This is a genomic window from Lysobacter sp. TY2-98 (assembly GCF_003367355.1).
Taxonomy (GTDB): Bacteria; Pseudomonadota; Gammaproteobacteria; order Xanthomonadales; family Xanthomonadaceae; genus Cognatilysobacter.
In genome coordinates this window covers 760,454-787,173 of sequence record NZ_CP031413.1, presented here as the reverse complement: position 1 = coordinate 787,173, position 26,720 = coordinate 760,454, and the positions used below count along the sequence as shown (strand labels likewise).

Genomic DNA, 26,720 nt, shown 5'->3' with positions numbered 1-26,720 from the left:
ACGCGCGCCGTACGCAACACGGCGCGCCTTGCCGGTGCCCGCCTCGCGGCGGGACAATGTGCAGCTCGCTTTTCCGGCCGCTTCCATGATCGATCCGCAGCGCTACCCGCGCCTCTCCCGTATCGCGACGCCGGTCGACCTCCGCCAGTTCGGCGAAGCCGAACTTCGGGACATCGCGGATGAGCTGCGCGCGTACCTGATCGAACAGGTCGCCCTGGTCGGCGGCCACTTCGGCGCGGGCCTCGGCGTCATCGAACTGACGGTCGCCCTGCACTGGCTGTTCGACACGCCGGTCGACCGCCTGGTCTGGGACGTCGGCCACCAGACGTATCCGCACAAGATCCTGACCGGCCGCCGCGACACGATCGCGACGGTCAAGCAGAAGGACGGCGTCGCGCCGTTCCCGAAGCGCGAGGAATCCGAATACGACGCGTTCGGCGTCGGCCACAGCTCGACGTCGATCTCCGCCGCGCTCGGAATGGCGATCGCCGCGCAGGCCAAGGGCGATGACCGCAAGGTCGTCGCGGTGATCGGCGATGGCGCGATGACCGCCGGCATGGCGTTCGAAGCGCTGATGCACGCCGGCGGCATGGAACCCGAGCCGAACCTGCTCGTGATCCTCAACGACAACCAGATGTCGATCAGCGAGAACGTCGGCGGGTTGACGAAGATGCTGGGCCGTCTGAGCGGCAACCGCGCGCTCAACGCGATCCGCGAGGGTGGCAAGAAGCTGCTCGGTGACAAGAACAAGGGTCCCGCGCGTTTCGTGCGTCGATGGGAAGAACACTGGAAGGGCATGTTCGTGCCGTCCACGCTGTTCGAGGAGATGGGTTTCCACTACACCGGCCCCATCGACGGCCACGACATGGACGCGCTCGTCGCCACGCTCAAGACACTGAAAGGTCTCAAGGGCCCGCAGCTGCTCCACATCATCACGACCAAGGGCAAGGGCTACGAGCCCGCCGAAGGCGACCAGATCGGCTACCACGCCGTGTCGCCGTTCGATCCCGCCAAGGGCATGGTCGCGAAGACAGGCGCGAAGAAGCCCACCTACACCGACGTATTCGGCGACTGGCTGTGCGACATCGCCGCAGCCGATCCGCGCGTCATGGGCATCACCCCGGCAATGCGCGAAGGCTCCGGCCTCGTGCGTTTCAGCAAGGAATATCCGGAACGCTATTTCGACGTCGCGATCGCCGAACAACATGCGGTGACGCTCGCCGCCGGCATGGCCTGCGAAGGTGCGAAGCCCGTCGTCGCGATCTACTCGACGTTCCTGCAGCGCGGCTACGACCAGCTCGTGCACGACGTCGCGATCCAGCACCTCGACGTGCTGTTCGCGATCGACCGCGGCGGCGTGGTCGGCCCGGACGGCGCGACGCACGCCGGCAACCTCGATCTCTCGTACCTGCGCTGCGTGCCGAACATGGTGGTGATGGCGCCAGCGGACGAGAACGAGTGCCGCAAGATGCTGTCGACCGGCCACTACTTCGACGGCCCGGCCGCCGTGCGCTATCCGCGCGGCACCGGCCCGGGCGTCGCGGTCGAGCCGACGCTCGACACGCTCCCGATCGGTCGCGGCGAGATCCGCCGTCGCGGTTCGCGCATCGCGCTACTCGCGTTCGGGGCGATCGTGCCGGCCGCGCAGACGGTCGGCGACGAACTGGGCCTCACCGTCGCCAACATGCGCTTCGTGAAGCCGCTGGATCGCGAGCTGATCCTCGAACTCGCGCGCACGCACGAAGGCTTCGTCACGCTCGAGGACAACGTCGTCGCCGGTGGTGCAGGTTCCGGTGTCGCCGAACTGCTCGCGTCCGAAGGCATCACGCTGCCGGTGCTGCACCTCGGCCTGCCGGACGAGTTCCAGCATCACGCGAGTCGTGAGCAGCTGCTCGCGGAAGCCGGACTCGACGTTGCGGGGATTCGCGCATCGATCGCCACGCGATGGCCGCAGCTGCTCAATCCGCCCCGCGCCGCAGCAGTCTGACGCGTCCAGCTGTTTAGCGACGCGGTGACGCCGTGGCTCGCCGCGTCACCCCGCCGCGCGATACGCGCGCGTCGAAGCGATCAACGCGCCGACCTGCGACGCGGATGCTGCGACTAGCGCCCGGCACCCGGCTGCGGCGCGGGGGCGGCATCGGACGTCGAAGCCTGCACCACGTCCGGCGCTTCGACCACATAGCCCTTCGCAGCAAGTGACGCCACGATGCCGGTCGGCGACAGCAGTTCGCTCATCGGGAGCGTCGCAAACGTTACGCGGTTACGCCCAAGACTCGCTTCGGCCTCGGTCAGCCACTTCGCGGTGGCCTGCGCCTGCAAGCGATCCAGGCCGTACTTCTGCGCGAACGCGCCACTCAGCACGGCGTTCTCGCAGGCGGCACTCGCTTCGGGGCGATTCAATCGGCGCAAGGTGTCGACGTCGCCCGCTGCCCAGGCATCGGCTCGCGTCTGCAGAAGGTCCAGATCGTTCTCGACGCGATCGAGCACGCGCTCGAAGCACTGGACGTCGGCGAGCTGGGCCCCCTTGAACTCCTTCAACGCCTTCTTCGGATTGGCGATCGTCACCTTCGCGGCGGTCGACACACCCTTGATGCCGCGCGCCTTCAACGACTCACCGAGCGCATCCGACACCACGCCGCGCGACGAGAGCCCGCGCGTCCTGATCGCTTCCTCGTACAGCTTTTGCGCGGCGAAGATCGGTCGCCATGACTCGACGCCGTTGTCGCTGCCGATGTAGCGCTGCTTCAGACGCAGCCAGCGCGCGTACGAGGCCGGCGGCAACACGTCACGCAGATGCGCGTCATCCGGAAGATCACGCACACCGATCAGCGACGGCAGCAACGCCAGCTTGCCGAAAAACCCGACGTCGGCGTCGACCATGACGGATGGCTCGTACATCACCTCGTCCGCCGACGCGACGACAGAGCGCATGCGCGCCGAATTCCAGGCCATCTTCGCCGGCAGCGGCGACACGGTGCCGAGGATCCACAGCGTGTTGTCGCCGCGCCGCACCTTCCACATGCCCGGGCCCGGAGCCCGCACGATCGCGGTTTCGAGCACACGCCCCTCGGTGCCGACCTGTGTCTCGGCCACGGGCTGCTGCACGGCGGCGTCGAATGCGAACGACGCGGCGAGGACGAACAACGACGACAGTGCAACGCGCATGCAGGCTCCTGATTCCATGGACGAAGTCGGCGCCTGTGACTCGACAGGCGCGGCGGAAGTTCCGGAGTCTGCGATGGTCGCGTTGCGACGGCACCGGCCGGAGGTCGCCATGACCGACGACACGCGCCCGAAACGACGACGCCCGGCACGTGGCCGGGCGTCGTGATGCATCGAATTGGTCGGGGTAGCCGGATTCGAACCGACGACCACCAGTCCCCCAGACTGGTGCGCTACCAGGCTGCGCTATACCCCGGAAAGCCGGTCCGCCGAAGCGGGCGCGAAGTATAGCGCGACGGCGTGCCGAGCGGAGTCAGCGCGCCACCAGCGGCACACGCGCGTGCAGGGCCAGTGTCGCCCCGACGCCGATCGCCGCGAGCAGCATCGCCGCGTTCGAGGGCCACATCTCGACGGCGAACGGGATGGCGAACATGGCCGGCATCAGCGCGACCAGCGCCGACCACCGGACCGACAGCGCCCGCCCGCAAGCCTGGCATCCGCGCGACGCCATCGGCCCCAGCGACGCCTTGTCCCGATAGCGCATGGCGACGGCGCCGCAATGCGGGCAGTGCATCGGATGCATCGTGATTCTCCGCCAATGACAGGATGATCTGGGCTGATGCTACGCCCGCTGCATCGGCGGTAGCGGTCTCGATCCGCTGGCTTCCGAGAGGGAGTCTGACCGATTCACATGAAGCCGCGACGTCGCGCAAACGCACCACGCAGTTGCGAGTGGCGAGCATGCCGCTCGGCGGGCGGGAAGAAGACTGTTCGAAGCCAAGGCGGTCGCTTCTTCAACGCACTCTGTCGATGACTAGCGGACGCGGAAGCGTGCGACTCGCACTCACAGCGCCGACGCGCAATACACCTTCAGGCAGCGCACGCCTCGCAACGACGCGACGGCCACCCTCGCCACCCTCATCCTGATGTCGCGACGCGCCTCATTCGCAACGGCCACGCGGCCGAGGAGACCCCGCCGTCAGCGACGCAGCAACTGCAGCACTTCCTCGAGCTCCATCCGCACCTGGCGGATGATCTGCGAGCTGAGCGCCGACTCCTGCTTCTGTCCGTCGCCTTCCAGCCGCAGGCGCGCACCACCGATCGTGTAGCCCTGCTCGTACAGCAGGCCGCGGATCTGCCGCACCATCAGCACTTCATGGCGCTGGTAGTAACGCCGATTGCCGCGACGCTTCACCGGATTGAGCATCGGGAATTCCGTCTCCCAGTAGCGCAGCACGTGCGGCTTGACGTCGCACAGCTCGCTCACTTCACCGATGGTGAAGTAGCGCTTGGCCGGGATCGGCGGAAGCTCCTTGTTGCTGCCCGGATCAAGCATGTTCGTTCGCTCCGGAGTACGCCTCGACGCGCTCCTTCAGCTTCTGGCCCGGACGGAACGTCACCACGGTGCGTGCAGAGATCGGAATCTCCTCGCCCGTTTTCGGATTGCGACCCGGGCGCTGGTTCTTGCGGCGCAGGTCGAAGTTGCCGAAGCCCGACAGCTTCACCTGACGGCCGTGTTCCAGTGCCTGGCGCAGCACGTCGAAGAACGAGTCGACGAATTCCTTCGCCTCACGCTTGTTGAGGCCGACCTCGTCGAACAGTCGCTCGGCCATCTCGGCCTTGGTCAGCGTCATCGGTGCGAATTCCTCGGGCTCAGCTGCGGATCACCGCGCCGTGTTCGCGCTGCAGCGAAGCGGTCACTTCGCCGACGACAGCGTCCACGTCGCGGTCGGTCAGAGTGCGACTTTTCTCCTGCAGGATCAAGCCCATGGCGACACTCTTGAAACCGTTTTCGACACCCTTGCCACGGTAGACGTCGAAAAGCACAAGATCGCGCAGGGAGGGCCCCGCGGCCGCCCGGACCGATGCTTCGATCGCCGCCCACGGCGTCGTCTCGGCGACCACGAACGCGAGGTCGCGACGAACGGACGGATAGCGCGAAAGGCCCTCGGCCTTCGGCAGCGCACGGCGCTGAACCGCCTCCAGGTCGATCTCGAAGGCGACCACGTCAACGTCCAGCCCCAACGCCTGCTGCAGGCGCGGATGCAGCTGCCCGATCCAGCCGACGACGCGGCCGTCGAGCAGGATGTCCGCCGAGCGTCCCGGATGCCCCCAGGCCTGCGCCGAGCGTTCGAATGCGAGCGCGGCACCCGACAGCGTGGCCAGACTTTCGAGGTCGCCCTTGAGATCGTGGAAACCGACCGGATGCGACTTTTCGCCCCACTGCTCCGCCTGTGCGTCCCCGCACGCGACCGCCGCGATTCGCTGCGTGTGCAGAGGCGCTTGGCCTGCGCCTGCCGCGTGGAAGACGTTGCCCAGTTCGAACAGGCGCACGCGCGACTGCTGGCGCGCGGCATTGCGCGCGAGCGCGGCCACGAGGCCAGGCAGCAGCGAGGTGCGCATGATCGCCAGCTCGCCACTCAGCGGATTGGCCAGCGGCACCGCGTTCGCCTGCAGCGACCACGCGTCCAGCCACGCAGCGTCGACGAAGGCGTAGTTGATCGCCTCGAGGAAATCGCGACCGGCCAGCGAACGGCGCAGGAATGCCGGCTCGACGCGCGTCTCGGTCGCGGGCGCGAGCGGCACCACGCCACTCGGCAGCGTCGCCGGAATCGCGTCGTAGCCGTGGATGCGTGCGATCTCCTCGATCAGGTCTTCCTCGATCGCCAGATCGAAACGCCGGGACGGCGGGGTGACGCGCCAGCCCGCTGCGTCCGCGTCCACCGCCAGACCGAGCGCACGCAGGATGCGCTCGACCTCCGCGTCCTCCACCTGCGTGCCCAACACGCGCGCGAGACGCTCGCGACGCAGCGTGATCGGCGACGGCTTCGGCAGGTCGGCTTCGCGCGCCACATCGGTCACCGGCCCAGGCTGCCCGCCCGCGATGTCGAGGATCAGTCGCGTCGCGTATTCGATCGCCTGACGCGGCAGTTCCGGATCGACACCGCGCTCGAAACGATGCCCGGCGTCCGTGTGCAGACCTAGCTTGCGGCTGCGCCCGATGATCGCCGACGGAATCCAGTGCGCGGCTTCGAGGAACACGTTGCGCGTGGTATCGGTCACGCGCGTGTCGTAGCCGCCCATGATGCCGCCGAGAGCCACCGCGCGTGCGCCGTGACCGCCCTGGCTGTCGGCAACGACGAGGAAGTCGTCATCGAGCATGACGGTGCGGCCGTCGAGCAACTTCAGCGCTTCGTCTGCACGCGCTGCGCGCACGACGATGCCGCCGTCCAACATGTCCTTGTCGAAGGCATGCATGGGCTGCCCGAGTTCGAGCATCACGTACTGCGTGACGTCGACGAGGAAACTGATCGGACGCACACCGCTGCGACGCAGGCGCTCGGCCATCCACACCGGCGTCGGCGCATTCGCATTGACACCGTCGATGACGCGGCCGGCGAAACGGGGAACGCGCGCACCGGCATCGAGTTCGACGGGCAGCGTCGCATCGGTCTGTGCGGGCACCGGCGCCGCGTCGAGCGGAAGGACTTCGCCTGCGAGTGCGGCAGCGACGTCATAGGCGATGCCGCGCACGCTGAAACAGTCGGCGCGGTTGGGCGTCAATTTGATTTCGATGCTGGCGTCGGGCAACGCAAGGAATTCGGCGATCGGCGTCCCGAGCGGCGCGTCGTCCGGCAGTTCCAGCAGGCCGGATGCGTCGGCATCGATGCCGAGCTCCTTCGCCGAACACAGCATGCCGTTCGATTCGACGCCGCGCAGCTTCGCGCCCTTGATCGCGATACCGCCCGGCAGCATCGCACCGACCATCGCGAGCGGCGCACGCAGACCCGCGCGTGCGTTCGGCGCGCCACACACGATCTGCAGAAGTTCGCCCTGCCCCGCGTCGACGCTGCACACCTGCAGTCGGTCCGCTTCGGGATGACGTTCGGCGCTGACGATGCGCGCGACGACGACGCCGTCCAGCGAATCACCCAGCGGCGTGACCTCTTCGACTTCGAGACCGATCGCGGTGAGCGTCGCGGAGAGTTCATCGCGCGAGGCCTGCGTCGGCACATGCTGTCGGAGCCAGTTTTCGGAGAACTTCATTCAGGAATTCCAGTGCGGTCCGTCGGGCGGTCAGGCGAACTGGCGCAGGAAGCGCACGTCGTTCTCGAAGAAGCTGCGCAGGTCGTCGACGCCGTAGCGCAGCATTGCGAAGCGCTCGACGCCGAGGCCGAATGCGAAACCCGTGTATTTCTCCGGATCGATGCCGACGTTCCGCAGGACGTTCGGATGCACCATTCCGCATCCGAGAACCTCGAGCCAGCGCGTGCTGCCGTCCGGCTGCGCCCACGCGATATCGACTTCCGCCGACGGCTCGGTGAACGGGAAGTAGCTCGGGCGGAAGCGCATGTCGAAATCGCGCTCAAAGAACGCGCGCACGAACTCTACCAGCGTGCCCTTGAGGTCGGCGAAGCTCGCGTGTTCGTCGACCAGCAGGCCCTCGACCTGATGGAACATCGGCGTGTGCGTCTGATCGCTGTCACTGCGGTAGACCTTGCCGGCCGCGATCATGCGCAGCGGCGGCCCGCTCTTCGACGCCACGGCGTCCTGCATGAAGCGCACCTGCACACCCGAGGTATGCGTGCGCAGCAGGCGACCGTCGCCGAAGTAGAACGTGTCGTGCATCGCGCGCGCCGGATGGTGCGGCGGGAAATTCAGCGCTTCGAAGTTGTGCCAGTCGTCCTCGATCTCCGGACCGTCGGCGAGCTGGTAGCCGAGGCGACCGAAGATCTCGGCGATGCGCTCCAGCGAGCGGCTGACGGGATGCAGGCCGCCGTGCGCGACGTCGATGCCGGGCAGCGTGACGTCGATGGATTCGGAGGCCAGGCGCGCGTCGAGTGCCGCGTCTTCGAGTGCGCTACGACGCTCACCGAGCGCCGCCGTCACCATATCGCGCGCGGCGTTGATCGCTTCGCCTGCCGCCTTGCGCGCCTCCGGCGGCAACGTACCGAGCTGCTTGAGCTGCCCGGTGATGCTGCCGGACTTGCCGAGCAGCGCGACACGCAGCGCTTCGATCGCATCGGGCGAATCGGCGGCAGCGATGTCGGCGAGCGCGTGTTGCGTCAGCGACGAGATGTCACTCATGGACGACCACTCTCTTCTTCGATCCCGCAACGCGGGCTGCGCCGGCGATTGGTGGCACGCCGGTCGGTCGGGTGGAACGGCAGCGATGTCGGAACGAGAGATCCGCGATCGATGCGATGAAACGGGAATTCGGGACTGCAGAAACGAACATGGGGAAGGACTTGCGCCCTTCCCCATGCGTGAGGCTTTCGGCAAAAGCCCGCGCATGGAGCGCGGGCTTCGCTTGATGCTTCTTACGCCGCGAGCGCGCTCTTCGCCTTCTCGGTCAGCGCGGTAAACGCCGCCGCGTCGTGCACGGCGATGTCCGCCAGCACCTTGCGATCGAGCGTGATACCGGCCTTCATCAGACCGTTGATGAAGCGCGAGTAGCTCATGCCGTTCATGCGGGCCGCGGCGTTGATACGCGCGATCCACAGCGTGCGGAAATGACGCTTCTTCTGCTTGCGGCCGATGTACGCGTACTGCAGCGCCTTCGTGACCGCCTGCTTGGCGACGCGGAAGACCTTGCGACGCGCGTTGTAGTAACCCTTCGCCTGGGCGAGGACCTTCTTGTGACGGCGACGCGCCATCACGCCACGCTTAACTCGTGCCATTGTTCAGCCCTCCTCAGAGATACGGAAGCATGCGGTCCAGACGGCCCGCATCCTCGGCACGAACGTGGTTCGTCTGCCGCAGGTTGCGCTTCCGCTTGGTCGCCTTCTTGGTGAGGATGTGGCTCTTGTTGGCGTGGCCGCACTTGTACTTGCCGGAAGCGGTCTTCCGGAAGCGCTTGGCCGCCGCCCGATTGGTCTTGATCTTGGGCATTGCGATGTCCTAATCGGAGTTTCTGACTGGCTGGGCGGTGGCCTGCGCCACGCTTTCCGTCCTGCCCATACCGGCGTGTTGGTCTACGAACCGGCGAGCCGGTCGTGACGGGTCCTGAAGTGCCTCGCGGCACGCCCGGCGTGAACCGGGCCGCGTATTGTGCACGAGCCGTTAAACCCGTGCAAATTGAATCGGTTAGCGCGGGCGTGCCGGCGGCAGCGGACCGCCGCCCGGGGCGAGGGACGCTCGGGATCGGATCGGGTCAGGCGCGACCGGGCTCACCCCCAACTGCAGCGCAGTGACGGCGCGGCCTCCATCGTCCTCGCTGACCGGTGGGCGGTCCGTCGGCTCGGCGCCCATTCAACTCCGATGAGCATTGACCGGCGCTCTCAGCCGGCCGACGAGCCCGCGGTAGTCGTGGGCCCATGGCGCCGCGCCTAAGGCAAGCGGACAGCCGCCACTCACGTGCGTCGCCCCCCTCCCACGTCGGCAGGTCGCAACGCGGGCTAATGGAGACGGCCCGGGCACCAGGCCAGAAGCGCGAACGGCCCGCCGAAGCGGGCCGTCCTGCGTCCGAAGCGGCCGTTACGGCTGCTTCTTCTTCGGCGCGATCATCATCACCATCTGGCGGCCTTCGAGGCGCGGCCGGGACTCGATGACGATGTCCTCGCCCAGATCCCTCTCGATCCGGTTGGCCATCTCGCGACCCAGCTCCTGATGGCTCATTTCGCGGCCACGGAAGCGGATGTTGACCTTGATCTTGTCGCCTTCTTCCAGGAAGCGGCGCATGTTTCGCAGCTTGATCTGGTAGTCGCCCTCGTCGGTGACGGGGCGGAACTTCATTTCCTTGATCTCGACCTGCTTCGACTTCTTCTTGGCCTCGTTGGCCTTCTTCTGCTGCTCGAAGCGGAACTTGCCGAAGTCCATGATCTTGCAGACCGGCGGGTCCGCGTTCGGCTGGATTTCGACGAGATCGAGGCCCTCGTCCTGGGCCATCGTGAGGGCTTCGTCGCGCGTGAGCACGCCGATCATCTCGCCGTCGCTTCCGATCACTCGGACGCGCGGGACGCGGATTTCAGCATTCTTGCGATTCGGCTTTTCGAGCGTACTGATGTTGCGGTCTCCAGGTATGGAAACCGGCCGTCCGGACGGCCGGTCTAGTCGGCAGCCAGGCCCTTAGAGGGCCTCGCCTCGCAGTCTCGCGGCGAACTGGTCGACGGTCATCGAGCCCAGATCCTCCCCTCCGCGGGTCCGCACGGCGACCATGCCGTTCTCCTTCTCGCGGTCTCCGACCACCAGCAGGTACGGCACGCGCTGCAGCGTGTGCTCGCGGATCTTATAGCCGATCTTCTCGTTCCGCAAATCGGAATCGACCCGGAAGCCTTGATCCATAAGGGTTTTCCGGACATCGGCCACCCAGTCCGCCTGGGCGTCGGTGATGTTCATGACGACGGCCTGGATCGGCGCCAGCCAGCTCGGGAAGACGCCCGCGTGGTGCTCGATCAGGATGCCAATGAAGCGCTCCATCGAGCCGACGATGGCCCGGTGCAGCATCACCGGATGGCGGCGTTGCGAGGCTTCGTCGACGTACTCCGCGCCGAGGCGTGCCGGCATCATGAAGTCGACCTGCATCGTGCCGAGCTGCCACGTGCGGCCGATCGCGTCGCGCAGGTGGTATTCGATCTTCGGGCCGTAGAACGCGCCCTCGCCCGGCAGCTCTTCCCATTCGACGCCGGCGGCACGCAGCGCGGAACGCAGCGCGTCCTCCGCCTTGTCCCACGTGGCGTCGTCGCCGAGGCGATTGTCCGGACGTAGCGCGATCTTGATCTGGATGTCGGTGAAGCCGAAATCCGAATACACCTTCAGCGCCTGCGCATGGAACGCACGGACTTCCGCTTCGATCTGGTCTTCCGTGCAGAAGACGTGGCCGTCGTCCTGCGTGAAGCCGCGCACGCGGAGGATGCCGTGCAGCGCGCCGGACGGTTCATTGCGATGGCAGGCGCCGAACTCGCCGTAGCGGATCGGCAGGTCGCGATAGCTGTGCAGGCCCTGGTTGAACACCTGCACGTGGCCGGGGCAGTTCATGGGCTTCAGCGCGTACGTCCGCTTCTCGGACTCGGTGAAGAACATGTTGTCCTTGTAGTTGTCCCAGTGGCCGGACTTCTGCCACAGCGACACGTCGAGGATCTGCGGGCAACGCACTTCCTGGTAGCCCGAGCTGCGGTAGACGCGACGCATGTACTGCTCGACGACCTGCCAGATCGACCAGCCCTTCGGATGCCAGAAGATCAGGCCCGGGCCTTCTTCCTGCAGGTGGAAGAGATCCTGCTGCTTGCCGATCTTGCGGTGGTCGCGCTTCTCCGCCTCTTCGATGCGCTGGATGTAGGCCTTGAGCTGCTTGGTGTCGGCCCATGCCGTGCCGTAGATGCGCTGCAGCTGCTCGTTCTTCGAGTCGCCGCGCCAGTAGGCGCCGGAAATGCGCGTCAGCTTGAACGCTTTGAGGAAGCGCGTGTTCGGCACGTGCGGGCCGCGGCACATGTCGACGTATTCCTCGTGGTGGTACAGGCCCATCGCCTTCTCGTCGGGCATGTCCTCGACCAGGCGCAGCTTGTAGTCCTCCCCTCGATCCTTGAAGACCGCGATGACTTCCTCGCGCGGCGTGACGCGCTTGATGACGTCGTAGTCCTTGTCGATCAGCTCGGCCATGCGCTTTTCGATGGCGACGAGATCGTCAGGCGTGAACGGGCGCTCGTTCCAGATGTCGTAGTAGAAGCCGTCCTCGATCACCGGGCCGATCACCATCTTGGCGTTCGGATAGAGCTGCTTCACCGCGTGGCCGACGAGGTGCGCGCAGGAGTGGCGGATGATCTCGATGCCCTCGGGATCCTTCGGCGTGATGATGCGGAGCTTCGCGTCGTGGTCGATCACGTCGCAGGCGTCGACGAGCTTGCCGTCGACTTCACCGGCGACGGTGGACTTGGCGAGGCCCGGGCCGATCGAGGCCGCAACCTCGGACACGGAAACGGGATGGTCGAACTCGCGGCGCGAGCCGTCGGGCAGCGTGATGGCGATCATGGGGGTCCGGTATTTCGGTGCCGGAAGCGGCACGGGAACGCGGCACCGGCGGCGGCCGGTGCGGGAGGAATTCAGCGCGGGGCGATGGTAGTGCTCATGTCGCACGCTCGGCCGGCGTTCCCGCGGGCCACCTCATTCGGGCGCGGCGGGGACGCCACGCGAGCCGTAATGGTTGGGGCTTTCGGCGCCAACGTCAACGCGTGCGGGTGCGGCCGTCGTGCAGATCGACTTCGACGGTCACGTCCAGCGCGCCCTGCGGCCGCTCGATGGCGTAGCGCAGGCCGTCTTTCGCAGGCAGCCGGGCGGCCAGTGCATCGAGGTCGGCTTTCGGCAGGGTGACGTCGAGGCCGCCGTCGTTGCCCGCCAGGTGGAACGTCTCGCCAGCGCTGAGCGCGAGCGACCAGGCTCCGTCCGGCCACTCGTTACGCACGTCTAGATGCACGCCCTCACGGAGCGAGGCGAACTCCGCCTTGCCGAGGCGGATGCGAATCTGGCGGTCGTCGAACTGCACCTTCATCGCGAGAAGTCCTCGAAGTCCGCGGGGGTGTTGAGGTTGCGCAGGACATGCGGTGCGGGCGGCGGAATCTCGATTCCCCGGATCGCGCCGTGCAGCGCGCGCATTGCGGGGCCGCCGGGCATCTCCTGCATCACGCGCTCGATCGCGACGCGAAGGTTCTGATCCACGCGCGCAGCCCAAGGCAGTGGATGCCCTTCGAAGCACGCGGCGGGCGCCTGTTCGAGCGCTCCCAGCAGTTGAACTAAAGTCGCGACGTCCAGATCCGGAAGGTCCACCGGCACCACGACCGTAGCGCCATCGGCCACTTCCGGCAGCACGCTCGCGATGCCGCCCACCGGCCCCGCGAATGGAACGCGGTCGCCGATGCCGCCGTGAAGCGGCCGATCGCCACTGACCAGCACCGTCGTCGCACCCGCGTCGCGCAGCACCGCGATCGCGCGATCGAGCAGCGTGCAGCCGTCGACCACCAGCATCGCCTTGTCGCGACCCATGCGCGATGACCGGCCGCCCGCGAGCACAACCCCAGTGAACGGCGTCACTCCGCGTGGCACAGCGAGCAACCCTCGCTCCATTCGCTGCTGCCGTCCTCGTAGTGCTCCTGCTTCCAGATCGGCACCGTGTGCTTGACCGCCTCGATCACCTGACGGCACGCGCGGAAGGCTTCGTCGCGATGGCGTGTCCCGACGGCGATCACCACCGCAATGCCGCCGACATCCAGCCGACCCTTGGCGTGCTCGATCCAGATCCAGATGTCCGGCCCGAACGCGGCGATGGCCTCGTCCGCGATCTCGCGGAAACGCTGCATCGCGAGCGCGTCGAACATGTCGTAGCTGACACCGGCCACGCGCCGCCCATGATTCAGATCGCGGATGCGTCCGACGAACGCGTTGTAGCCGCCGAAGCCCGGATCGGCGACGAACTCGAACGCAGCCGCGAGGTCGAGCGGCCCCGTGGTCGCGTCGACGACGCCGAGATGCACCGGTCCCACGTCAGCCTCCACTCACCGGGGGCAGCAGCGCGAGGCGGCCGTCGTCCGGTAGCGGGTCGGAATCGCGCAGCACGGTCGTCGTGCTCGCGAATGCCGAACGCGACAGCAGTGCACGGGCCTGCGCCGGCCAGCCGGCGGATTCCGCATCGATCTGTGCGCGCAGTTCGCCGACCGTCCGCGCTTCCGTCGTCGTGTGGATACGCGCGCCGGGAACGACTTCGCGAAGCGCGCCGAACAGCTCGATGTGCACCGTCGTCATGACGTCACCGATAGCGGCTCGAGATGGCCGCGACTCATCACGCGCACGCGCGCGCCGGCATCGAGCACATCGACGTCCGGTTCCACCACCGCCCACGCATTCGCATCGAGCAGTGGGCGGATACGGAACGATTCCTGCCCGCCGAGGACCTCGACGCCCGCGCGTGCATCCGCGTCCAGCGCGACGCGCGCCTTCAGGTGCATGCGCAGCGGGACGCGTTTGGTGTACGCCGCGCGCAGGGGCAGGAACGTCGCGACCTCCGGCGGCAGGCCGAGCATCGCGCGCAGCACGGGTTCGACGAAGAAGCGCAGGCCCACGGCGGTCGAAGCCGGGTTGCCGGGCAGACCGAAGAACAGCGCGCCCGACGGCAGCGTCGCCGCAAGGATGGGCTTGCCCGGCCGGATGCGCACCTTGTGGAACAACGTCGTCGCGCCGAGGCGCGCCAGTGCTTCCGGGACGAAGTCGAAACGCCCCATCGAGACCGCACCGGTACTGAGGATCACAACGTGCGGCGGCAGTGAGGCGATGGCCTCGAGGAACGCATCGATGTCATCGCCGACCGTGCGTGCTCCGACGACGTCGGCACTGGCGGCCTGCAGCCGCGCCGCGAGAAACGGGCCGTTGGAATTGCGGATCTGTCCGGCGTCCAGGGGCTGCCGCGGATCGTCGACGAGTTCGCGGCCGGTGTTGATCAGCGCCACGCGAGGACGACGCACGACGTCCACCGTCGCAATACCGACGGAAGCGCAGAGCATCCGCATTGCGGGATCGATAAGCGCTCCCGGCGATGCGAAGGTAGTGGCCGCCGCAATGTCCTCGCCCGCGCGCCGCAGATGTTGCGCGTGCGTAACGGCGGCCGTGAGGCGGATGCGCGACGGCCGCCCGTCGGCGTCCGTATCGAGCACGTCGACCTGCTCGATCGGCACGATCGCATCCAGCCCGTCCGGCATGCGCGCGCCGGTCATGATTTCCCAGGCGCCGGACGTCGCCTGCGCCGCGCCATCACCGGCGGCGCGGCCGCCCTGCACGTCGAATTCGGTCCCCGCAGCGATCGGCTCGCCAGCGGTGCGCAGGGCGAAGCCGTCCATTGCCGAGTTGTCGAACGGCGGTAGCGATTCCGCGCTCGTCAGCGGTGCCGCGAGGATGCGACCGATCGCGTCCGCTGCATCGATCCGTTCGGACGGAAGGGGCTTAGCGGCGTCGAGCAGACGTCGCAGCGCGTCGTCGTAGTCGATCACGCGTGCCCTGCCCCCTCGACCATCACCAACGCGTGCGCGAGCAGCGGCGCGAGGATTTCGAAACCCTGTCGCGCGGCGCGCGGACTGCCGGGCAACGCAATCACGAGCATGCCGCCAAGACGGATCGCCCGCGCACGGCTGAGCCATGCGAGTGGTGTGTAGTGGCGGCTTTCGCTTCGGAACATTTCGGCGAGGCCTTCGACTTCGATACCCCCGGCCTGCAGCAGCGCTTCGGGCGTGCAGTCCCGCGGGCCGAGTCCGGTGCCGCCGGTGCACAGGCAAAGACGCATCTCATCGCGCGCCAACGCCGCGAGGCGCGACCGCAACGGTTCGATCCCGTCGGGCAACTGTTCGCTGCGCACATCCGCCCCGAGCGACGCGAGCGCGTTGGCGAGTTCCGGGCCCGACGCATCGTCGGCTTCACCGGCGCTGACGCGATCGCTCAACGTGATCACGGCGCAGCGAACGCCGTCGAGCCGCGCCACGTCGCGCGGTCGATAGTGCGCGATCTCCTCGTCGCTCATGCCCGCCGGATGACGCCACAAACCCTTCTTTCCGCCTTCCTTGAACAGCAGGCGCACCGCCTCGATCGACAGCGCGGGTTCGACCGGCTTCGTCAGGTCGTACAGCGTGAGCAATGCCGCGCCGGCGCCCGCGAGCGCTTCCATTTCGACGCCCGTGCGCGCTTCGGTCGCCACTTCGCAATACACGCGGATCGCGTGGCGCTCCGGCACCGGGACGCAGCGCACGCGCACGAGTTCGAGCAATAGCGGATGGCAAAGCGGCATCAGGTTCGACGCCTGCTTCGCGCCCTGCAGGCCGGCGATTTCCGCCATCACCATCGCGTCGCCCTTGGGCAGGCGACGCTCGACGATCGCGGCGTAAGCCTCCGCACCCGGGTGCAATTCACCGACGGCGACGGCACGACGACGCGTCGGCCGCTTGCCGCGCACGTCGGCCATGTGGAATGACTCGACGGACACTCAGCCTCCGATCGACGCGAGATGTGGCGTGATACCGCTGTTGCCTTCGTGCAGGCCGTGACCTGCCGCCTTCAGCCGCAGCTGGCCCGCGATGAGGTCGACAAGCGCATCGCGATCCTCGTCGCGCTGCAGCAGCGGACGCAGCGGCACGCCGAACTCGCCGAACAGGCACAGACGCAGGTCGCCACGTGCCGTGACGCGCAGGCGATTGCAACCGGCGCAGAAGTCGCGGGAATACGGCGCGATGATACCGATGCGGCCCGCGTAGTCCGGATGCACATATTCGTTCGCAGGGCCGGCATCGGACGCACGCATCATGCGCACCCAACCACTTTCGACCAGCGTCCGCTCGATCGTTTCGGCACGCACGTGGTGACGTTCGAAGTACGCCACATTGTCATTCGTGCGCATCAGCTCGATGAAGCGAACGCTGGCACGCCGATCGCGCAGGTAGTTGAGCCATTGCGGCAGGCTGTCGTCGTTCACACCGCGCAGCAGCACGGCATTGAGCTTCACCGCGTCGTAGTCCAGCGACAGCGCCTGGTCGACGCCCTCAAGAATTTCCGGCAGACGATCGTGGTGCGTGACCGCGTGGAAGACTTCGCGATCCAGACTGTCGACGCTCACGTTCAGCGACGTCAGCCCCGCGTCGCGCCATGCCTCCACGTGCGATGGAAGCCGCGTTCCGTTCGTGGTCAGCGCAATTTTCGACACGCCAGGCACCGAAGCGATGTCGCCGATGATCGCGACCAGGTCCTTGCGCAGCGTGGGCTCGCCGCCGGTCAGACGCACCTTCCGCATGCCGACACTGGCGAAGCCGCCGACCAGGCGACGCACCTCGTCGCGCGCCAGGAACACCGGGTGACCGTCCGCCGCGTAGCCGTCCGGCAGGCAGTAGCCACACCGGAAATTGCAGGCCTCGGTGAGCGAGAGCCGCAGGTAGGGAAATGTGCGACCGAACGGGTCGGACAGGACGGACATCGGACTCCTTCCCGCCGTCGGCAGCGCCGCCGGCATGACAGGCGTGCAGCTTAACGTCTCGGGCATTCACCGGCGGAGACGGCCCGTCATCGAATTTTCAGCGCGGTCTCACCGGGCTGTCATCGCACGCCCGAAGAATGGCGCGCGACCGACCCGGAGCGCTCCCATGCCCGCCACGCCCCGCCCACTGCGTCGCCTGCGCCGCACGTTGGCACTTCTCGCCGTTCTGACCGCGATGCTGATCGCCGCGGCCTGCCGCGCCGAGGCTGCAAGCCGTGCCGTCGCGGCCGTGGCCGCCGTCGGTTGCCTCGTTGCGTGGCTGGTCCTGCTCGAGTTCGAGGGCCGCGCGGCCGAACGCCTGGAAGCCCGCGCCCACCGCCGCGCCGCGCACCGTCGCCACGGCCGCTCCGTCGCGCGCGCGCGAACGCCTACGGGTCCGAGCGCCGCGTTGCCCGAGGCCCAAAAAGCAAACGGCGCGATCGTGAGATCGCGCCGTCTGACCACGTAAGTGGTGGGCGGTACAGGGTTCGAACCTGTGACCCCTACCATGTCAAGGTAGTGCTCTACCGCTGAGCTAACCGCCCAATGCCGAAGCGGCTGCCTCGGCGAAGGGCGCACAGTCTAGCCGGGCCGGCCGCCAGCGGCAAGCCGCGCTGCGGCTCAACTCGCGAAGCCCGCCTCCTTCAGTTTGCGCAGCTGGTCACGCACATTCGCTGCCGCCTCGAACTCGAGGTCGCGGGCGTGCTGGTACATCTGCTGCTCCAGTGCCTTGATGCGCGACGCCAGCTGCGCCGGGCTGAGCGCGGCGTAGTCGGTTTCCGGTTCGGCGACACGGCGCGCTTTCTTACCCCTGCCCTTCGCATCGTCCGGTTCGCTGCGCGCGCCTTCGAGGATGTCGACGATGGGACGCACCACCGACTGCGGCGTGATGCCGTGCTCGGCGTTGTATTCGACCTGCTTCTGGCGACGACGATCGGTCTCGTCCATCGCCATCTTCATCGACCGCGTGACCACGTCCGCGTACAGGATCGCCTTGCCGCGCACGTTGCGCGCGGCGCGACCGATGGTCTGGATCAGCGAGCCCGCCGATCGCAGGAAACCCTCCTTGTCCGCATCGAGGATCGCGACCAACGAGACCTCGGGCATATCGAGTCCTTCGCGCAGCAGGTTGATGCCGACCAGTACGTCGAACTTGCCGAGGCGCAGGTCGCGGATGATCTCGACGCGCTCGACGGTCTCGATGTCCGAATGCAGGTAGCGCACCTTGATGCCGTGCTCGGTCAGGTATTCGGTGAGGTTCTCCGCCATGCGCTTGGTCAGCGTGGTGACCAGCACGCGGTCGCCCATCGCGACGCGCTTGTTGATCTCGCCGAGCAGGTCGTCGACCTGCGTCGCGACCGGCCGCACTTCCACTTCCGGATCGATGAGGCCGGTCGGCCGCACGACGAGTTCAACGATCTCGCCTTCCGACTTCTCGAGTTCGTACTTACCCGGCGTCGCTGACACGTAGATGGCGCGCGGGGCGCGGCCTTCCCACTCCTCGAACTTCAGCGGCCGGTTATCCAGTGCGGACGGCAGGCGGAAACCGAACTCGACCAGCGTCTCCTTGCGCGAGCGGTCGCCCTTGTACATGGCACCGACCTGGGGAACGGTCACGTGCGATTCGTCGACCACCATCAGCGCGTCGGGCGGGACGTAATCGAACAGGCACGGCGGCGGTTCGCCAGGCAACTGACCCGTCATGTGCCGCGAGTAGTTTTCGATGCCATTGCAGAAACCCACTTCCGCCAGCATCTCAAGGTCGAACTGCGTGCGCTGCTGCAGGCGCTGCGCCTCGACCAGCTTGTTTTCGGCATAGAGCTGCTCGAGCCGCACGCGGAGCTCCGCCTTGATCGTCTCGACCGCCTCCAGCACCGTCTTGCGTGTGGTCACGTAATGCGACTTGGGATAGATCGTGTAGCGCGGCAGCTTGCGAAATACTTCGCCGGTCAGTGGATCGAACGACGACAGCTGCTCGATCTCGCCATCGAAGAGTTCGATACGGATCGCCTCGCCATCACTTTCGGCCGGATGCACATCGATCACTTCGCCACGCACGCGATACGTGCCGCGACGGAGTTCGGTGTCGTTGCGCGAGTACTGCATCTCGGTGAGCTTGCGGATCAGCTCGCGCTGATCGATGCGCTCGCCGCGCACCATGTGCAACACCATGCGGTGGTACTCGCTCGGGTTGCCGAGGCCGTAGATCGCCGACACCGTGCACACGATCAGCGTGTCGCGACGTTCGAGCAGAGCCTTGGTCGCCGACAGCCGCATCTGCTCGATATGTTCGTTCACGGAGCTGTCCTTCTCGATGAAGGTGTCGCTCGACGGAACGTAGGCTTCGGGCTGGTAGTAGTCGTAGTAGCTGACGAAATACTCGACCGCGTTGTGCGGGAAGAACGCCTTGAACTCGCCGTACAGCTGCGCCGCGAGCGTCTTGTTCGGCGCCATCACGATCGTCGGCTTCTGGATCCGCTGCACGACGTTCGCGATCGTGTAGGTCTTGCCGGAACCCGTCACGCCCAGAAGCGTCTGGTGCGCCAAGCCAGCCTCGAAGCCGTCCGCCAGCCGCTCGATCGCCGGCGGCTGGTCGCCTGCGGGGGAGTACGGGGAGACGAGTTGGAATGCACCGGCACCTGCACCGGCGCCGGTGCGGGGCGTGGAATGGGAAAGCTCTGCCATGGGGGATTCACGGAGACGACGCCGAAAGTCTACGCCCGCCCCGTGCAAGGGCTGAGACGGGCTCGGACTAATCCGACTCGCCGGCGGGCCACCTGCCGATATCACGGGTCAACGGCGCCGCCCAGACTTTCGCAATCTGCATCGGAGCTGCGCAATGCGAAAGGAATCGGGCTTTACCCTCGTCGAGTTGCTGGTGGCGCTGTGCGTCCTGTCGATCTGTGTCGGAACGGCTGTGCCCTCGTTCGCCCGGTTGCTCGAGCGCCAGCGCGCAACGTCGACGATGAACGCACTCGTCGAATACATGGCGGAGGCCCGGGCCGCGGCAATCATGTCCCGCCGTGACGCGGTCCTCTGCCCTTCGGTCGACGGCTCGACGTGTACCGGGGGCACCGATTGGAGTCGCGGCTGGATCCTCTTCCAGGACGACAACGGCGACCGCGCTCCGAGTGCTGTGGACCGCCTCGTGCGCGTCGAGGCCAGGTCATCTCCGGGCGTGTTGACGATTCGCAGTACGACCGGTCGGCGGTCGCTGCGCTACCTGCCCGACGGTCGCTCCGCGGGCGCGAATCTCACCCTGTCGGTCTGCGACCGGGCGGGAAACCTGCTCGGCTCGGTGATCGTGAACAACACCGGGCGCGCTCGTTCGGAGCGGCCGAAGCCGTCGGCCCGCTGCCCCACCTGATGCTGCGCGTCCCGCCGCACGGCCGGCTTGCCCGACCCGGAAGCGCCCATTACAATGCGCGTCCCCGCCCGAATAGCTCAGCCGGTTAGAGCACTTGACTGTTAATCAGGGGGTCGTTGGTTCGAGTCCAACTTCGGGCGCCAGATAACAAAAAAACCCGCCGAGAGGCGGGTTTTTTGTTTATGCGGTTCGGTGCCTAGAAGCACTTTGCCGGCGTGCCCGACATACTTCCGGTAACTGTCTTGGCGCCCTTCTGATCGATCGCCAAGACTCCGCATTCCGTGTCCTTGGCTGCCTGAGCACCCAACGGCGTCGCCGCTAGTCCGTAAACCGTCGGATTCGCCGCGGTTGCCGGAACGGAAATCGCGAAGGTGTAGAAGGCACTGAGTTCCTGCGGACACCCCGCCGGTGACAGTGAAGCGCCGACGTACGTCATGTTGGTCGTGTAGTAGCGTTCCATGAACTGCGCCTGCTGCAGCAAGCATCCTGCTGCCGCGGAGCGTCGGGCCTTGACGATGTGCCGCGTGTAGGCGGGGTACGCGATGCTCGCCAGAATCGTGATGATGACAACCACGATCATCAACTCGACGAGGGTAAACCCGGCACTTCTCGACTTCATTGCGCCTCCGATGTTCATTGCGTCGGCACCAGTTCGCGCCAATTGACACGGGTGGGGAGACCGCCTGTCGGTGGCGGAGTGCCCTCGTTCTTCCGCTCACCCGGGCCGCCGCCTGTGCCCACAGTCGCTAGACCGGTGGTGATGTTGACCTCTGTTGGCAGCCCGCCACCGATGGCGACCGAGCCAAGCACGCCACCCTGCCCCCCGGCATTGACCAACGTCGCGCCCGTCGTGAAGTAGCCGGTGCCTTGGGGGCTCGTGCCTGTAAACAGGTTGATGGCATTGAGGTAGCCACTGCCAGCGACACCCTCGCAGTCACTGGCGCCCGTATTGGGGACGATGCTCGAAATGTACATTCCGCTCCCGTAGATCGTCGGCGCCGAAATTACGCGCTCCGGGACTGGAAGATCGACGTACCAGCCCCGCTTCCCATTCGGCAGCACCGAATAGTTTTCGAAGCCGCGCCCCCCGTCCCCCTTTTCGGTTGTTCCGCTGTACGGGATCGTGCGTTGTTGCAACTGGCTGCGACCGGTGATCGTCGTGGCACTGTCGATGATGCCGTAGAGCGTCTGCGTGGTCTGCGTGGCGACGCTCGGGACGTCGATGCTGAGAAGGAATCGACCGGTGCCGAATCCGACAAACAGCGCACCGCTATTGGGGTCGATCCCCACGCCAAGTCCGCCCGTGATCGGCTGCGTGTTGCCGGCGGCATCCTTCGCCTGGAAGAGCAGCGTGGCAGACGCGGGCACTGTGGTTCCGGTGAAGTCCCATCGCCACACGTTGCCCTTGAGGTCGCCGCCGTAGACGAGGTCAACAAGGCCGTCGCCATTGAGATCGGCCATGCCAAGCGACATGAGGCCATTCCCCCCGCCGCTGGCCGCCACTAGGCGAGTGGTCGCGGCAATGCCGCCATTGGCATCGAGCTGGTAGACGAAAAGTGTTGCCGAACCGTTGGGACTGTCAACGCCGTTGGGTACGAACGCATAGGTCTTGCCGCCATTGCCCTTTCGGATGCGGATGGGGCCCAGCACGTAGCCCATGTCCTTTTCCGTCGTGGAATCCTGGGTCGTGTTGTCCCAAAGGATGTTGCTCGCCCCCATCGTTGTCGGATTCGTCACGTCGAGCGCGAAGACGCCGCGGCCGCCCCTACCGAGCGCCGCCACGAGAACGTTCTTGCCGTTGCCCTGGTTGCTCTTGCTGATCACGTCGATCTGACCGTCGACGAAATAGCGGTGCTCGTAGGCGGTGGCGCTCAGCGTCGCCATCGACGTGAAGTCGAGACCCTTGGGGACGTAGGAGAAGAGAACTTTGCCCGTGCTCGCGTCGAGCGCGTGCAACATGCCGTCATTCGCCCCGATGAACAAGGTGTTCGAATCGGCGCTGTAAGCCGGTGACGAGTCGACAATGTCACCCATCGGATACACACGCTTGCGCAGCGTACCGTTGGGCTTGCCAATCTCCTTGCTCTGATCGCCCTTGAGATAGGCGATGTTGTCGGCGGCCGACACTTCGTCCGCCTGCCCGGTCCGCGCTGCGAGGTCGGACGCGCCTACCATGGACGTACCGAAGGTCGAAGCGCTTCCGCCCTTGCTGGTCAGTACCGTGCGACTGGCATACGCCTGATTGACGCCGCCTGACCCGAACGTCTGCGACAGCTTCCAGATCGGTGTATCCGACACGCCGGTCATGGCGGCATTGAACGGGCTGGCCAGGACTTCGCCCCACCACGAGCTCGACGTGAAACCCGCTTCGAAGGTGAGCGTTGTGGTGGCGGTCTTCGTGGAGCTGGACGAAACATTCGAGCCCGACGCGGTACGCGCATCGACCGCCTTCAGCGCATCCGAAAGCGCTGTCGCGAACTTTTCCGTGTCGGTCGCGACGACGAAGCTGCCATGACCGTTGACCGATGCATGCCAGAGGTCATCGATGCGCTGCTTGCCGTCGCTATTGGTCCACGACGAGTTGCTGTATGCGTCGCTCAGCCACACGTCCGGCCACGGATTGGGCTTTTGCCCACTCGGGTCGAGATTGCCCTGCTGGCCGATGGACACACCGAACGTGACCATGTGCTGCCAGTCGGCGTCGTCTGAGCCGCTCTTCTTGACGTTGTTCGCCATCCCCGTACGGAGATCGTTCTTCCAGTAGTAATAGGCCACGTCCGCAAGCGTGTAGGCGATATTGTCCTGGTACGGGTAGCCGGCCGTACCGTCCACGTTGCCGCTGCCATTGCCGGCGGTCGCACCGTTGGAATAGGTCGCCAACGACGAGCCGTTGAAACCATCCTTCTGGTTCCAGTAGCCGTCCGTGGTCAGAATCGCGTAGTTCTGGCGGCAGGTCAGCATCGCGCCGTCGGAATCCTTCCAGGGATTGTCCGTGGCGAAGTAGCGTCCGGCGCGCTGCAGCGCGCCGTGCAGCGGCGTGCCATCACTCGCGATGGCACCCTGCAGTCGCGAATAGAACGTGCTGCGGTTCATCGCGGACGTTCCGCTGTCCTCGAACAGGCCATTGTTCGACGCATACGGAATGGGATAGGCGGGCGCAGAACCAGTGACACCGATGCTGTTGCCGCTCGCGTTCCGGTTCCAGATGGTGTCGAAGCCGACGCGGTAATTCTTGCCGAGCCGGCCGAACGCTTCCGACGCACCGGCCTTCGCCATCTTGTTGCGCGTGCGGTGGTACTGGTACCAGTTGGCAAAGTTCTGCAGCTCGTCCTGTTGGCTGCGGCCGGTAGGCGTCGCGTTCCGCCAACCCGTCGCCGTGACGGCCCAGGTCGCGTCGACCTTATTGGCGCCGGACCGGTAAATCCAGAACGAGACAGTGGATGTCGTGGCGACGAAGGTGTCGGACTGCGCGCTCGAGTTCGACTCGTCCTGGATGATCAGGTTCGCGTTCGTGCAGCCCGCGTTCCTGTAGACGTAGAGATAATGGTTGCGGTTGCCCGACGTACTCACGGTGACGCTGTCACCGACGTTCACGTTGACGTTGATGCAGTTCGAGTAACTGTTGCTGTTCGCCGAAAAATTGCCGTTGTCGACATCGCTCCTGACGAGCTTCTGAACCGCGCCCCCGTTGTAGCCGGAGCCGGAGGTACCAATCCGGTACTTGTCGTAATTCGAAGCGGTCGTCCCCGGGTTAGCGACGATGGGGTAGTAGAAATACGACTCGGTCTGATCACGCAGGTCGATCGTGGACGCGGTCGGGCTGGTGGCGCTGCTGGCGACACTACGGAAATCGGCGTCCGCCAAGCGGTCGTTGAGATCCGTACTCGACGTGCGCCATGGCAAGTAGTCGTTCGCGGGGTTGTAGTAAAGCGTATTGTTCACATACGAGCGATCGGACGGATTGTCGGACAGCGCCGACTTGTCCTCCGGCATCTTCGGGAAGGCCATCGACCCCGAGTCGTCGAGGATCAGCAGGATGTTCGGCGGAATCGCATTACCGCCCGTCAAGAGGGGGTATTGCGGGAACGATGCAGCACCTGCGATCGGTGCGGCCACGAGGACCGCCAGCGCGCCGGCGATCGCGGCGTTGATGCCGCGCGGGAGAACTGCCTCGAATGTGTTTTTCATCATCGTCCCTCAGCGCCGATACAGCGACTGCAGAATCACCTCGGCGCCGTTCGGCGTCTTGGCATAGGAAGTAACGCGGAAGACGCGCTGGACCGTGTTCTCGATACACGGCTTGGAAAGATCGGGACATGGAGCGCCGCCGCCGGAAGAGGTCGTGCCGAAGTCTTCGATCACGAAGCGCGGCGTGATCGTCGTACTCCCCACCGCCACTGCATTACCGTTCTGATAGCCAGTGGCGCTGTCGTCCCAGAATCCGGCAGCCGCCCATGCGGGTTCCGCAGGGGGGCAACCATGACGCAGCGCCCAGCCGTGCAGCCGGTGCCCGTGAATGTGAGCGTGTTCGTCCGCGCAATCGTTTCCGCCTGGCGAAGCCCCGCTTCCGCGACCTGAAACGCCATGCCGCGCGCAGTGATGTTTGCCGCCATGCGCTCCTGCATGATCGCGCCACGCATCGACGCCAAGCCCAACAGCGTCACGATGACGAGCAACAGCAGTACGACCAGCAGCGCCGCACCGGACTGCGTTGCGCGCGACGGCGTCGTGGTGCGTCGGATGTTCATTGGATGTCCTGATGATTTCTGAGCACGATGTAGTCGTCGAGTTGCCGGCTCAGCGCGTTGTTGTCGGTCCCCTTGATCTGATTCGCGGACAGCGCACCCGTCACGGCCTGAAACGTCATCTGCACGTGCACCGCGGAGACCTGTGCCCAGTCTGTAACTGCGGAAGCATCGACGTAATTAGCCGAATTGCCGATCTTGTAGGTCAGGTTGACTGCGCTGACACCTTCCGCGATCTCGCTCGGGGCACCCGTTCCGACCGTGCGCCAAAGTGAATTGCTGCCCCGTCCGTTCGTCGCCACGGTCCACCGCGCGTTGACAGGCACCACCACAAACGCCGGGGAATTACCGATACCACCCGGGCAGCTCGTGACGTCGGCCGCGGTTGCCGGTGCACCCAGCCAGAAGCAGTATCCCGGCCCCGCTGCGGTCTGGGTGCACTGGGTAGAGTCGGGCCTCGGCGTCAGGCTCTTGCCGCAATTCGACGGGGTGTCGTGGCCGATCGTCGTCCCGCCTGCGACCACATTGGTCGCTGAAAACGCGATCGCGTTATCGGTGTTGCACACCATCAGCTGCTGGCCGTTCGCAATCCCCGCCGTCGGTGTGCTCACCGTCAACGGGTCTGTCGACCGCCGATGCTGGCTCACGCTGTAGACGGTCCCCGCGCCGGAATAGAGCGTGATCTCGTCGGAACCCCCGGCACCGCTGCCGTCTACTCCGGAAATGGCATTCGCGAAGCGCGCCCAGGTCGCCGTGTCGGGCGGATTGATTTGCATGACCGGCTGAACCGTCGCCGTGAAGCGAAGGCACGGGTTAGTGCCCGCTTCGCGGATATCGCGCGCAAGCATCTCGAACGCGCTGCGCTGGTTCTCTTGAATGCGATTAATCGCCTCCGTCGAGCCGTACACGCGCTGATTCGACAGGAAGATACTGCCCGCAGCCCCCACCACCAGAAGCCCGAGCAGGAGCGACACTGTTAGCTCGATCATCGTAAAGCCGCGCTGCGCGGCAGGAATGTAACGCGGCACGCGTGTCATAGCTGGCTCGCAATTTTCACTTCGATCGGGGTGCCCGTGTCACCCGGGGTACGAGCGTCGCTCCACTGCACACCGACCGTGCACGTCATCGTGGCGGCCGTGCATGTGACCAGGCCTTTCGCGTCCGGGGCGACCGTCGTCTTCAGGCCGTCGAGCCATCCGGCCATCGTGCCGGCGGTGCCGCTGCCGGTGCCCGCGGTGTAAATGTTGGTGTTGTAAGTCGCGAGGTTGGCGCGATCCGCCCGGACGATGTCCATCATCGAGTAGATCTGGATCGCAGCCTGCGTTCGGCTTGCAGAGCTTCCGGTGTTGCGAAGCGTTATCGCCTGGAGCGCAGCGATGCCCAGGAGCCCGATGGCGAGCACCAGAATCGCGACCATCACTTCGATCAAGCCCACGCCGCCTTGTCGTCCCGGTGAATTCACTCTCGTCATGTC

26 protein-coding genes, 3 tRNA genes and 1 pseudogene are annotated in these 26,720 nt (G+C 66.1%); 4 read left to right on the top strand and 26 right to left on the bottom strand.

What is annotated here, in order from left to right; genetic code table 11:
- Window positions 1-85 precede the first annotated feature (85 nt).
- Window positions 86-1,987 carry a 1-deoxy-D-xylulose-5-phosphate synthase gene (gene dxs / locus DWG18_RS03840; RefSeq protein ID WP_115645573.1) on the top strand — a complete coding sequence of 634 codons (1,902 nt, stop codon included), beginning with the start codon at window positions 86-88 and terminating at the stop codon, window positions 1,985-1,987.
- A gap of 113 nt (window positions 1,988-2,100) precedes the next feature.
- Here dxs and DWG18_RS03835 read toward each other — a convergent pair whose 3' ends face one another.
- The 18 genes from DWG18_RS03835 to moaA all read right to left on the bottom strand — a co-directional run bounded on the left by DWG18_RS03835 (window position 2,101) and on the right by moaA (window position 17,095).
- Window positions 2,101-3,165, bottom strand: coding sequence for a TraB/GumN family protein (locus DWG18_RS03835; RefSeq protein ID WP_162823690.1), 1,065 nt, complete (start codon window positions 3,163-3,165; stop codon window positions 2,101-2,103).
- 176 nt (window positions 3,166-3,341) lie between these two features.
- A tRNA-Pro gene (locus DWG18_RS03830) sits at window positions 3,342-3,418 on the bottom strand.
- A 57-nt stretch (window positions 3,419-3,475) separates the two neighbouring features.
- The gene (locus DWG18_RS03825; RefSeq protein ID WP_115645569.1) at window positions 3,476-3,745 is read right to left on the bottom strand and encodes a hypothetical protein; all 270 of its coding nucleotides are present in this window, start codon (window positions 3,743-3,745) and stop codon (window positions 3,476-3,478) included.
- A 396-nt stretch (window positions 3,746-4,141) separates the two neighbouring features.
- The gene (locus DWG18_RS03820; protein WP_115645567.1) at window positions 4,142-4,498 is read right to left on the bottom strand and encodes a MerR family transcriptional regulator; all 357 of its coding nucleotides are present in this window, start codon (window positions 4,496-4,498) and stop codon (window positions 4,142-4,144) included.
- Window positions 4,491-4,796 (bottom strand): integration host factor subunit alpha, encoded by a 306-nt coding sequence (locus DWG18_RS03815; RefSeq protein ID WP_115645565.1) that lies wholly within the window; start codon window positions 4,794-4,796, stop codon window positions 4,491-4,493. The genes DWG18_RS03820 and DWG18_RS03815 overlap by 8 nt, the downstream gene beginning before the upstream one ends.
- Window positions 4,797-4,815: 19 nt before the next feature.
- Window positions 4,816-7,209: a phenylalanine--tRNA ligase subunit beta gene (gene pheT, locus DWG18_RS03810; RefSeq protein ID WP_115645563.1), complete on the bottom strand. Its 2,394-nt coding sequence runs from the start codon at window positions 7,207-7,209 to the stop codon at window positions 4,816-4,818.
- A 30-nt stretch (window positions 7,210-7,239) separates the two neighbouring features.
- Window positions 7,240-8,250 carry a phenylalanine--tRNA ligase subunit alpha gene (gene pheS, locus DWG18_RS03805; protein ID WP_115645561.1) on the bottom strand — a complete coding sequence of 337 codons (1,011 nt, stop codon included), beginning with the start codon at window positions 8,248-8,250 and terminating at the stop codon, window positions 7,240-7,242.
- 233 nt (window positions 8,251-8,483) lie between these two features.
- A complete protein-coding gene (gene rplT / locus DWG18_RS03800) occupies window positions 8,484-8,843 on the bottom strand; it encodes a 50S ribosomal protein L20 (RefSeq protein WP_115645559.1) in 360 nt (119 codons plus the stop codon).
- 13 nt (window positions 8,844-8,856) lie between these two features.
- Window positions 8,857-9,054 (bottom strand): 50S ribosomal protein L35, encoded by a 198-nt coding sequence (rpmI, locus tag DWG18_RS03795; RefSeq protein ID WP_027083463.1) that lies wholly within the window; start codon window positions 9,052-9,054, stop codon window positions 8,857-8,859.
- 585 nt (window positions 9,055-9,639) lie between these two features.
- A complete protein-coding gene (infC, locus tag DWG18_RS03790; protein ID WP_240318636.1) occupies window positions 9,640-10,167 on the bottom strand; it encodes a translation initiation factor IF-3 in 528 nt (175 codons plus the stop codon).
- A gap of 63 nt (window positions 10,168-10,230) precedes the next feature.
- Window positions 10,231-12,129 carry a threonine--tRNA ligase gene (thrS, locus tag DWG18_RS03785; protein WP_115645555.1) on the bottom strand — a complete coding sequence of 633 codons (1,899 nt, stop codon included), beginning with the start codon at window positions 12,127-12,129 and terminating at the stop codon, window positions 10,231-10,233.
- 193 nt (window positions 12,130-12,322) lie between these two features.
- On the bottom strand, window positions 12,323-12,646 hold the full coding sequence (locus tag DWG18_RS03780; protein WP_115645553.1) for a hypothetical protein: 324 nt from the start codon (window positions 12,644-12,646) through the stop codon (window positions 12,323-12,325).
- A complete protein-coding gene (locus tag DWG18_RS03775; protein WP_115645551.1) occupies window positions 12,643-13,218 on the bottom strand; it encodes a molybdenum cofactor guanylyltransferase in 576 nt (191 codons plus the stop codon). Before DWG18_RS03775 ends, DWG18_RS03780 begins: the two co-directional genes overlap by 4 nt.
- Window positions 13,182-13,634, bottom strand: a complete 453-nt coding sequence (locus tag DWG18_RS03770) for a molybdenum cofactor biosynthesis protein MoaE (protein ID WP_115648016.1) — start codon at window positions 13,632-13,634, stop codon at window positions 13,182-13,184. Before DWG18_RS03770 ends, DWG18_RS03775 begins: the two co-directional genes overlap by 37 nt.
- A gap of 1 nt (window position 13,635) precedes the next feature.
- Window positions 13,636-13,893: a MoaD/ThiS family protein gene (locus DWG18_RS03765; RefSeq protein WP_115645549.1), complete on the bottom strand. Its 258-nt coding sequence runs from the start codon at window positions 13,891-13,893 to the stop codon at window positions 13,636-13,638.
- Window positions 13,890-15,131 carry a molybdopterin molybdotransferase MoeA gene (locus tag DWG18_RS03760; protein ID WP_115645547.1) on the bottom strand — a complete coding sequence of 414 codons (1,242 nt, stop codon included), beginning with the start codon at window positions 15,129-15,131 and terminating at the stop codon, window positions 13,890-13,892. The genes DWG18_RS03765 and DWG18_RS03760 overlap by 4 nt, the downstream gene beginning before the upstream one ends.
- On the bottom strand, window positions 15,128-16,093 hold the full coding sequence (gene moaCB, locus DWG18_RS03755) for a bifunctional molybdenum cofactor biosynthesis protein MoaC/MoaB (protein ID WP_115645545.1): 966 nt from the start codon (window positions 16,091-16,093) through the stop codon (window positions 15,128-15,130). The genes DWG18_RS03760 and moaCB overlap by 4 nt, the downstream gene beginning before the upstream one ends.
- Window positions 16,094-16,114: 21 nt before the next feature.
- Complete coding sequence (moaA, locus tag DWG18_RS03750; protein ID WP_115645543.1) at window positions 16,115-17,095, bottom strand: GTP 3',8-cyclase MoaA; 981 nt, start codon at window positions 17,093-17,095, stop codon at window positions 16,115-16,117.
- Between the two features lie 166 nt (window positions 17,096-17,261).
- On the opposite strand from moaA, the gene DWG18_RS03745 reads away from it, so the two are divergent.
- Window positions 17,262-17,603 (top strand): hypothetical protein, encoded by a 342-nt coding sequence (locus DWG18_RS03745; RefSeq protein WP_115645541.1) that lies wholly within the window; start codon window positions 17,262-17,264, stop codon window positions 17,601-17,603.
- Between the two features lies 1 nt (window position 17,604).
- On the opposite strand, the gene DWG18_RS03740 is transcribed toward DWG18_RS03745, so the two are convergent.
- Together DWG18_RS03740 and uvrB are read right to left on the bottom strand one after the other, a co-directional pair.
- Window positions 17,605-17,679, bottom strand: a tRNA-Val gene (locus tag DWG18_RS03740).
- Between the two features lie 76 nt (window positions 17,680-17,755).
- Window positions 17,756-19,819, bottom strand: coding sequence for an excinuclease ABC subunit UvrB (uvrB, locus tag DWG18_RS03735; RefSeq protein ID WP_115645539.1), 2,064 nt, complete (start codon window positions 19,817-19,819; stop codon window positions 17,756-17,758).
- A 154-nt stretch (window positions 19,820-19,973) separates the two neighbouring features.
- On the opposite strand from uvrB, the gene DWG18_RS03730 reads away from it, so the two are divergent.
- Window positions 19,974-20,501, top strand: coding sequence for a GspH/FimT family pseudopilin (locus DWG18_RS03730; RefSeq protein ID WP_115645537.1), 528 nt, complete (start codon window positions 19,974-19,976; stop codon window positions 20,499-20,501).
- A gap of 66 nt (window positions 20,502-20,567) precedes the next feature.
- Window positions 20,568-20,644 (top strand) — tRNA-Asn (locus tag DWG18_RS03725).
- A 53-nt stretch (window positions 20,645-20,697) separates the two neighbouring features.
- Here the strand turns inward: DWG18_RS03725 and DWG18_RS03720 are convergent.
- The 6 genes and pseudogenes from DWG18_RS03720 to pilV all read right to left on the bottom strand — a co-directional run bounded on the left by DWG18_RS03720 (window position 20,698) and on the right by pilV (window position 26,717).
- A complete protein-coding gene (locus DWG18_RS03720; RefSeq protein WP_304466096.1) occupies window positions 20,698-21,138 on the bottom strand; it encodes a type IV pilin protein in 441 nt (146 codons plus the stop codon).
- The gene (locus DWG18_RS03715; protein WP_162823689.1) at window positions 21,135-24,689 is read right to left on the bottom strand and encodes a PilC/PilY family type IV pilus protein; all 3,555 of its coding nucleotides are present in this window, start codon (window positions 24,687-24,689) and stop codon (window positions 21,135-21,137) included. Before DWG18_RS03715 ends, DWG18_RS03720 begins: the two co-directional genes overlap by 4 nt.
- Before the next feature lie 9 nt (window positions 24,690-24,698).
- Entirely contained in the window at window positions 24,699-24,989 is a 291-nt protein-coding gene (locus DWG18_RS15470; protein WP_240318635.1) for a pilus assembly protein, read from the bottom strand.
- Window positions 24,990-25,066: 77 nt separating this feature from the next.
- A pseudogene (locus DWG18_RS15465) lies at window positions 25,067-25,249 on the bottom strand (PilX N-terminal domain-containing pilus assembly protein); the annotation flags it as partial.
- A complete protein-coding gene (locus tag DWG18_RS03700) occupies window positions 25,246-26,283 on the bottom strand; it encodes a prepilin-type N-terminal cleavage/methylation domain-containing protein (protein ID WP_115645527.1) in 1,038 nt (345 codons plus the stop codon). The pseudogene DWG18_RS15465 and the gene DWG18_RS03700, both read right to left, overlap by 4 nt.
- Window positions 26,280-26,717 carry a type IV pilus modification protein PilV gene (gene pilV / locus DWG18_RS03695; RefSeq protein WP_115645525.1) on the bottom strand — a complete coding sequence of 146 codons (438 nt, stop codon included), beginning with the start codon at window positions 26,715-26,717 and terminating at the stop codon, window positions 26,280-26,282. Before pilV ends, DWG18_RS03700 begins: the two co-directional genes overlap by 4 nt.
- Window positions 26,718-26,720: the final 3 nt, after the last annotated feature.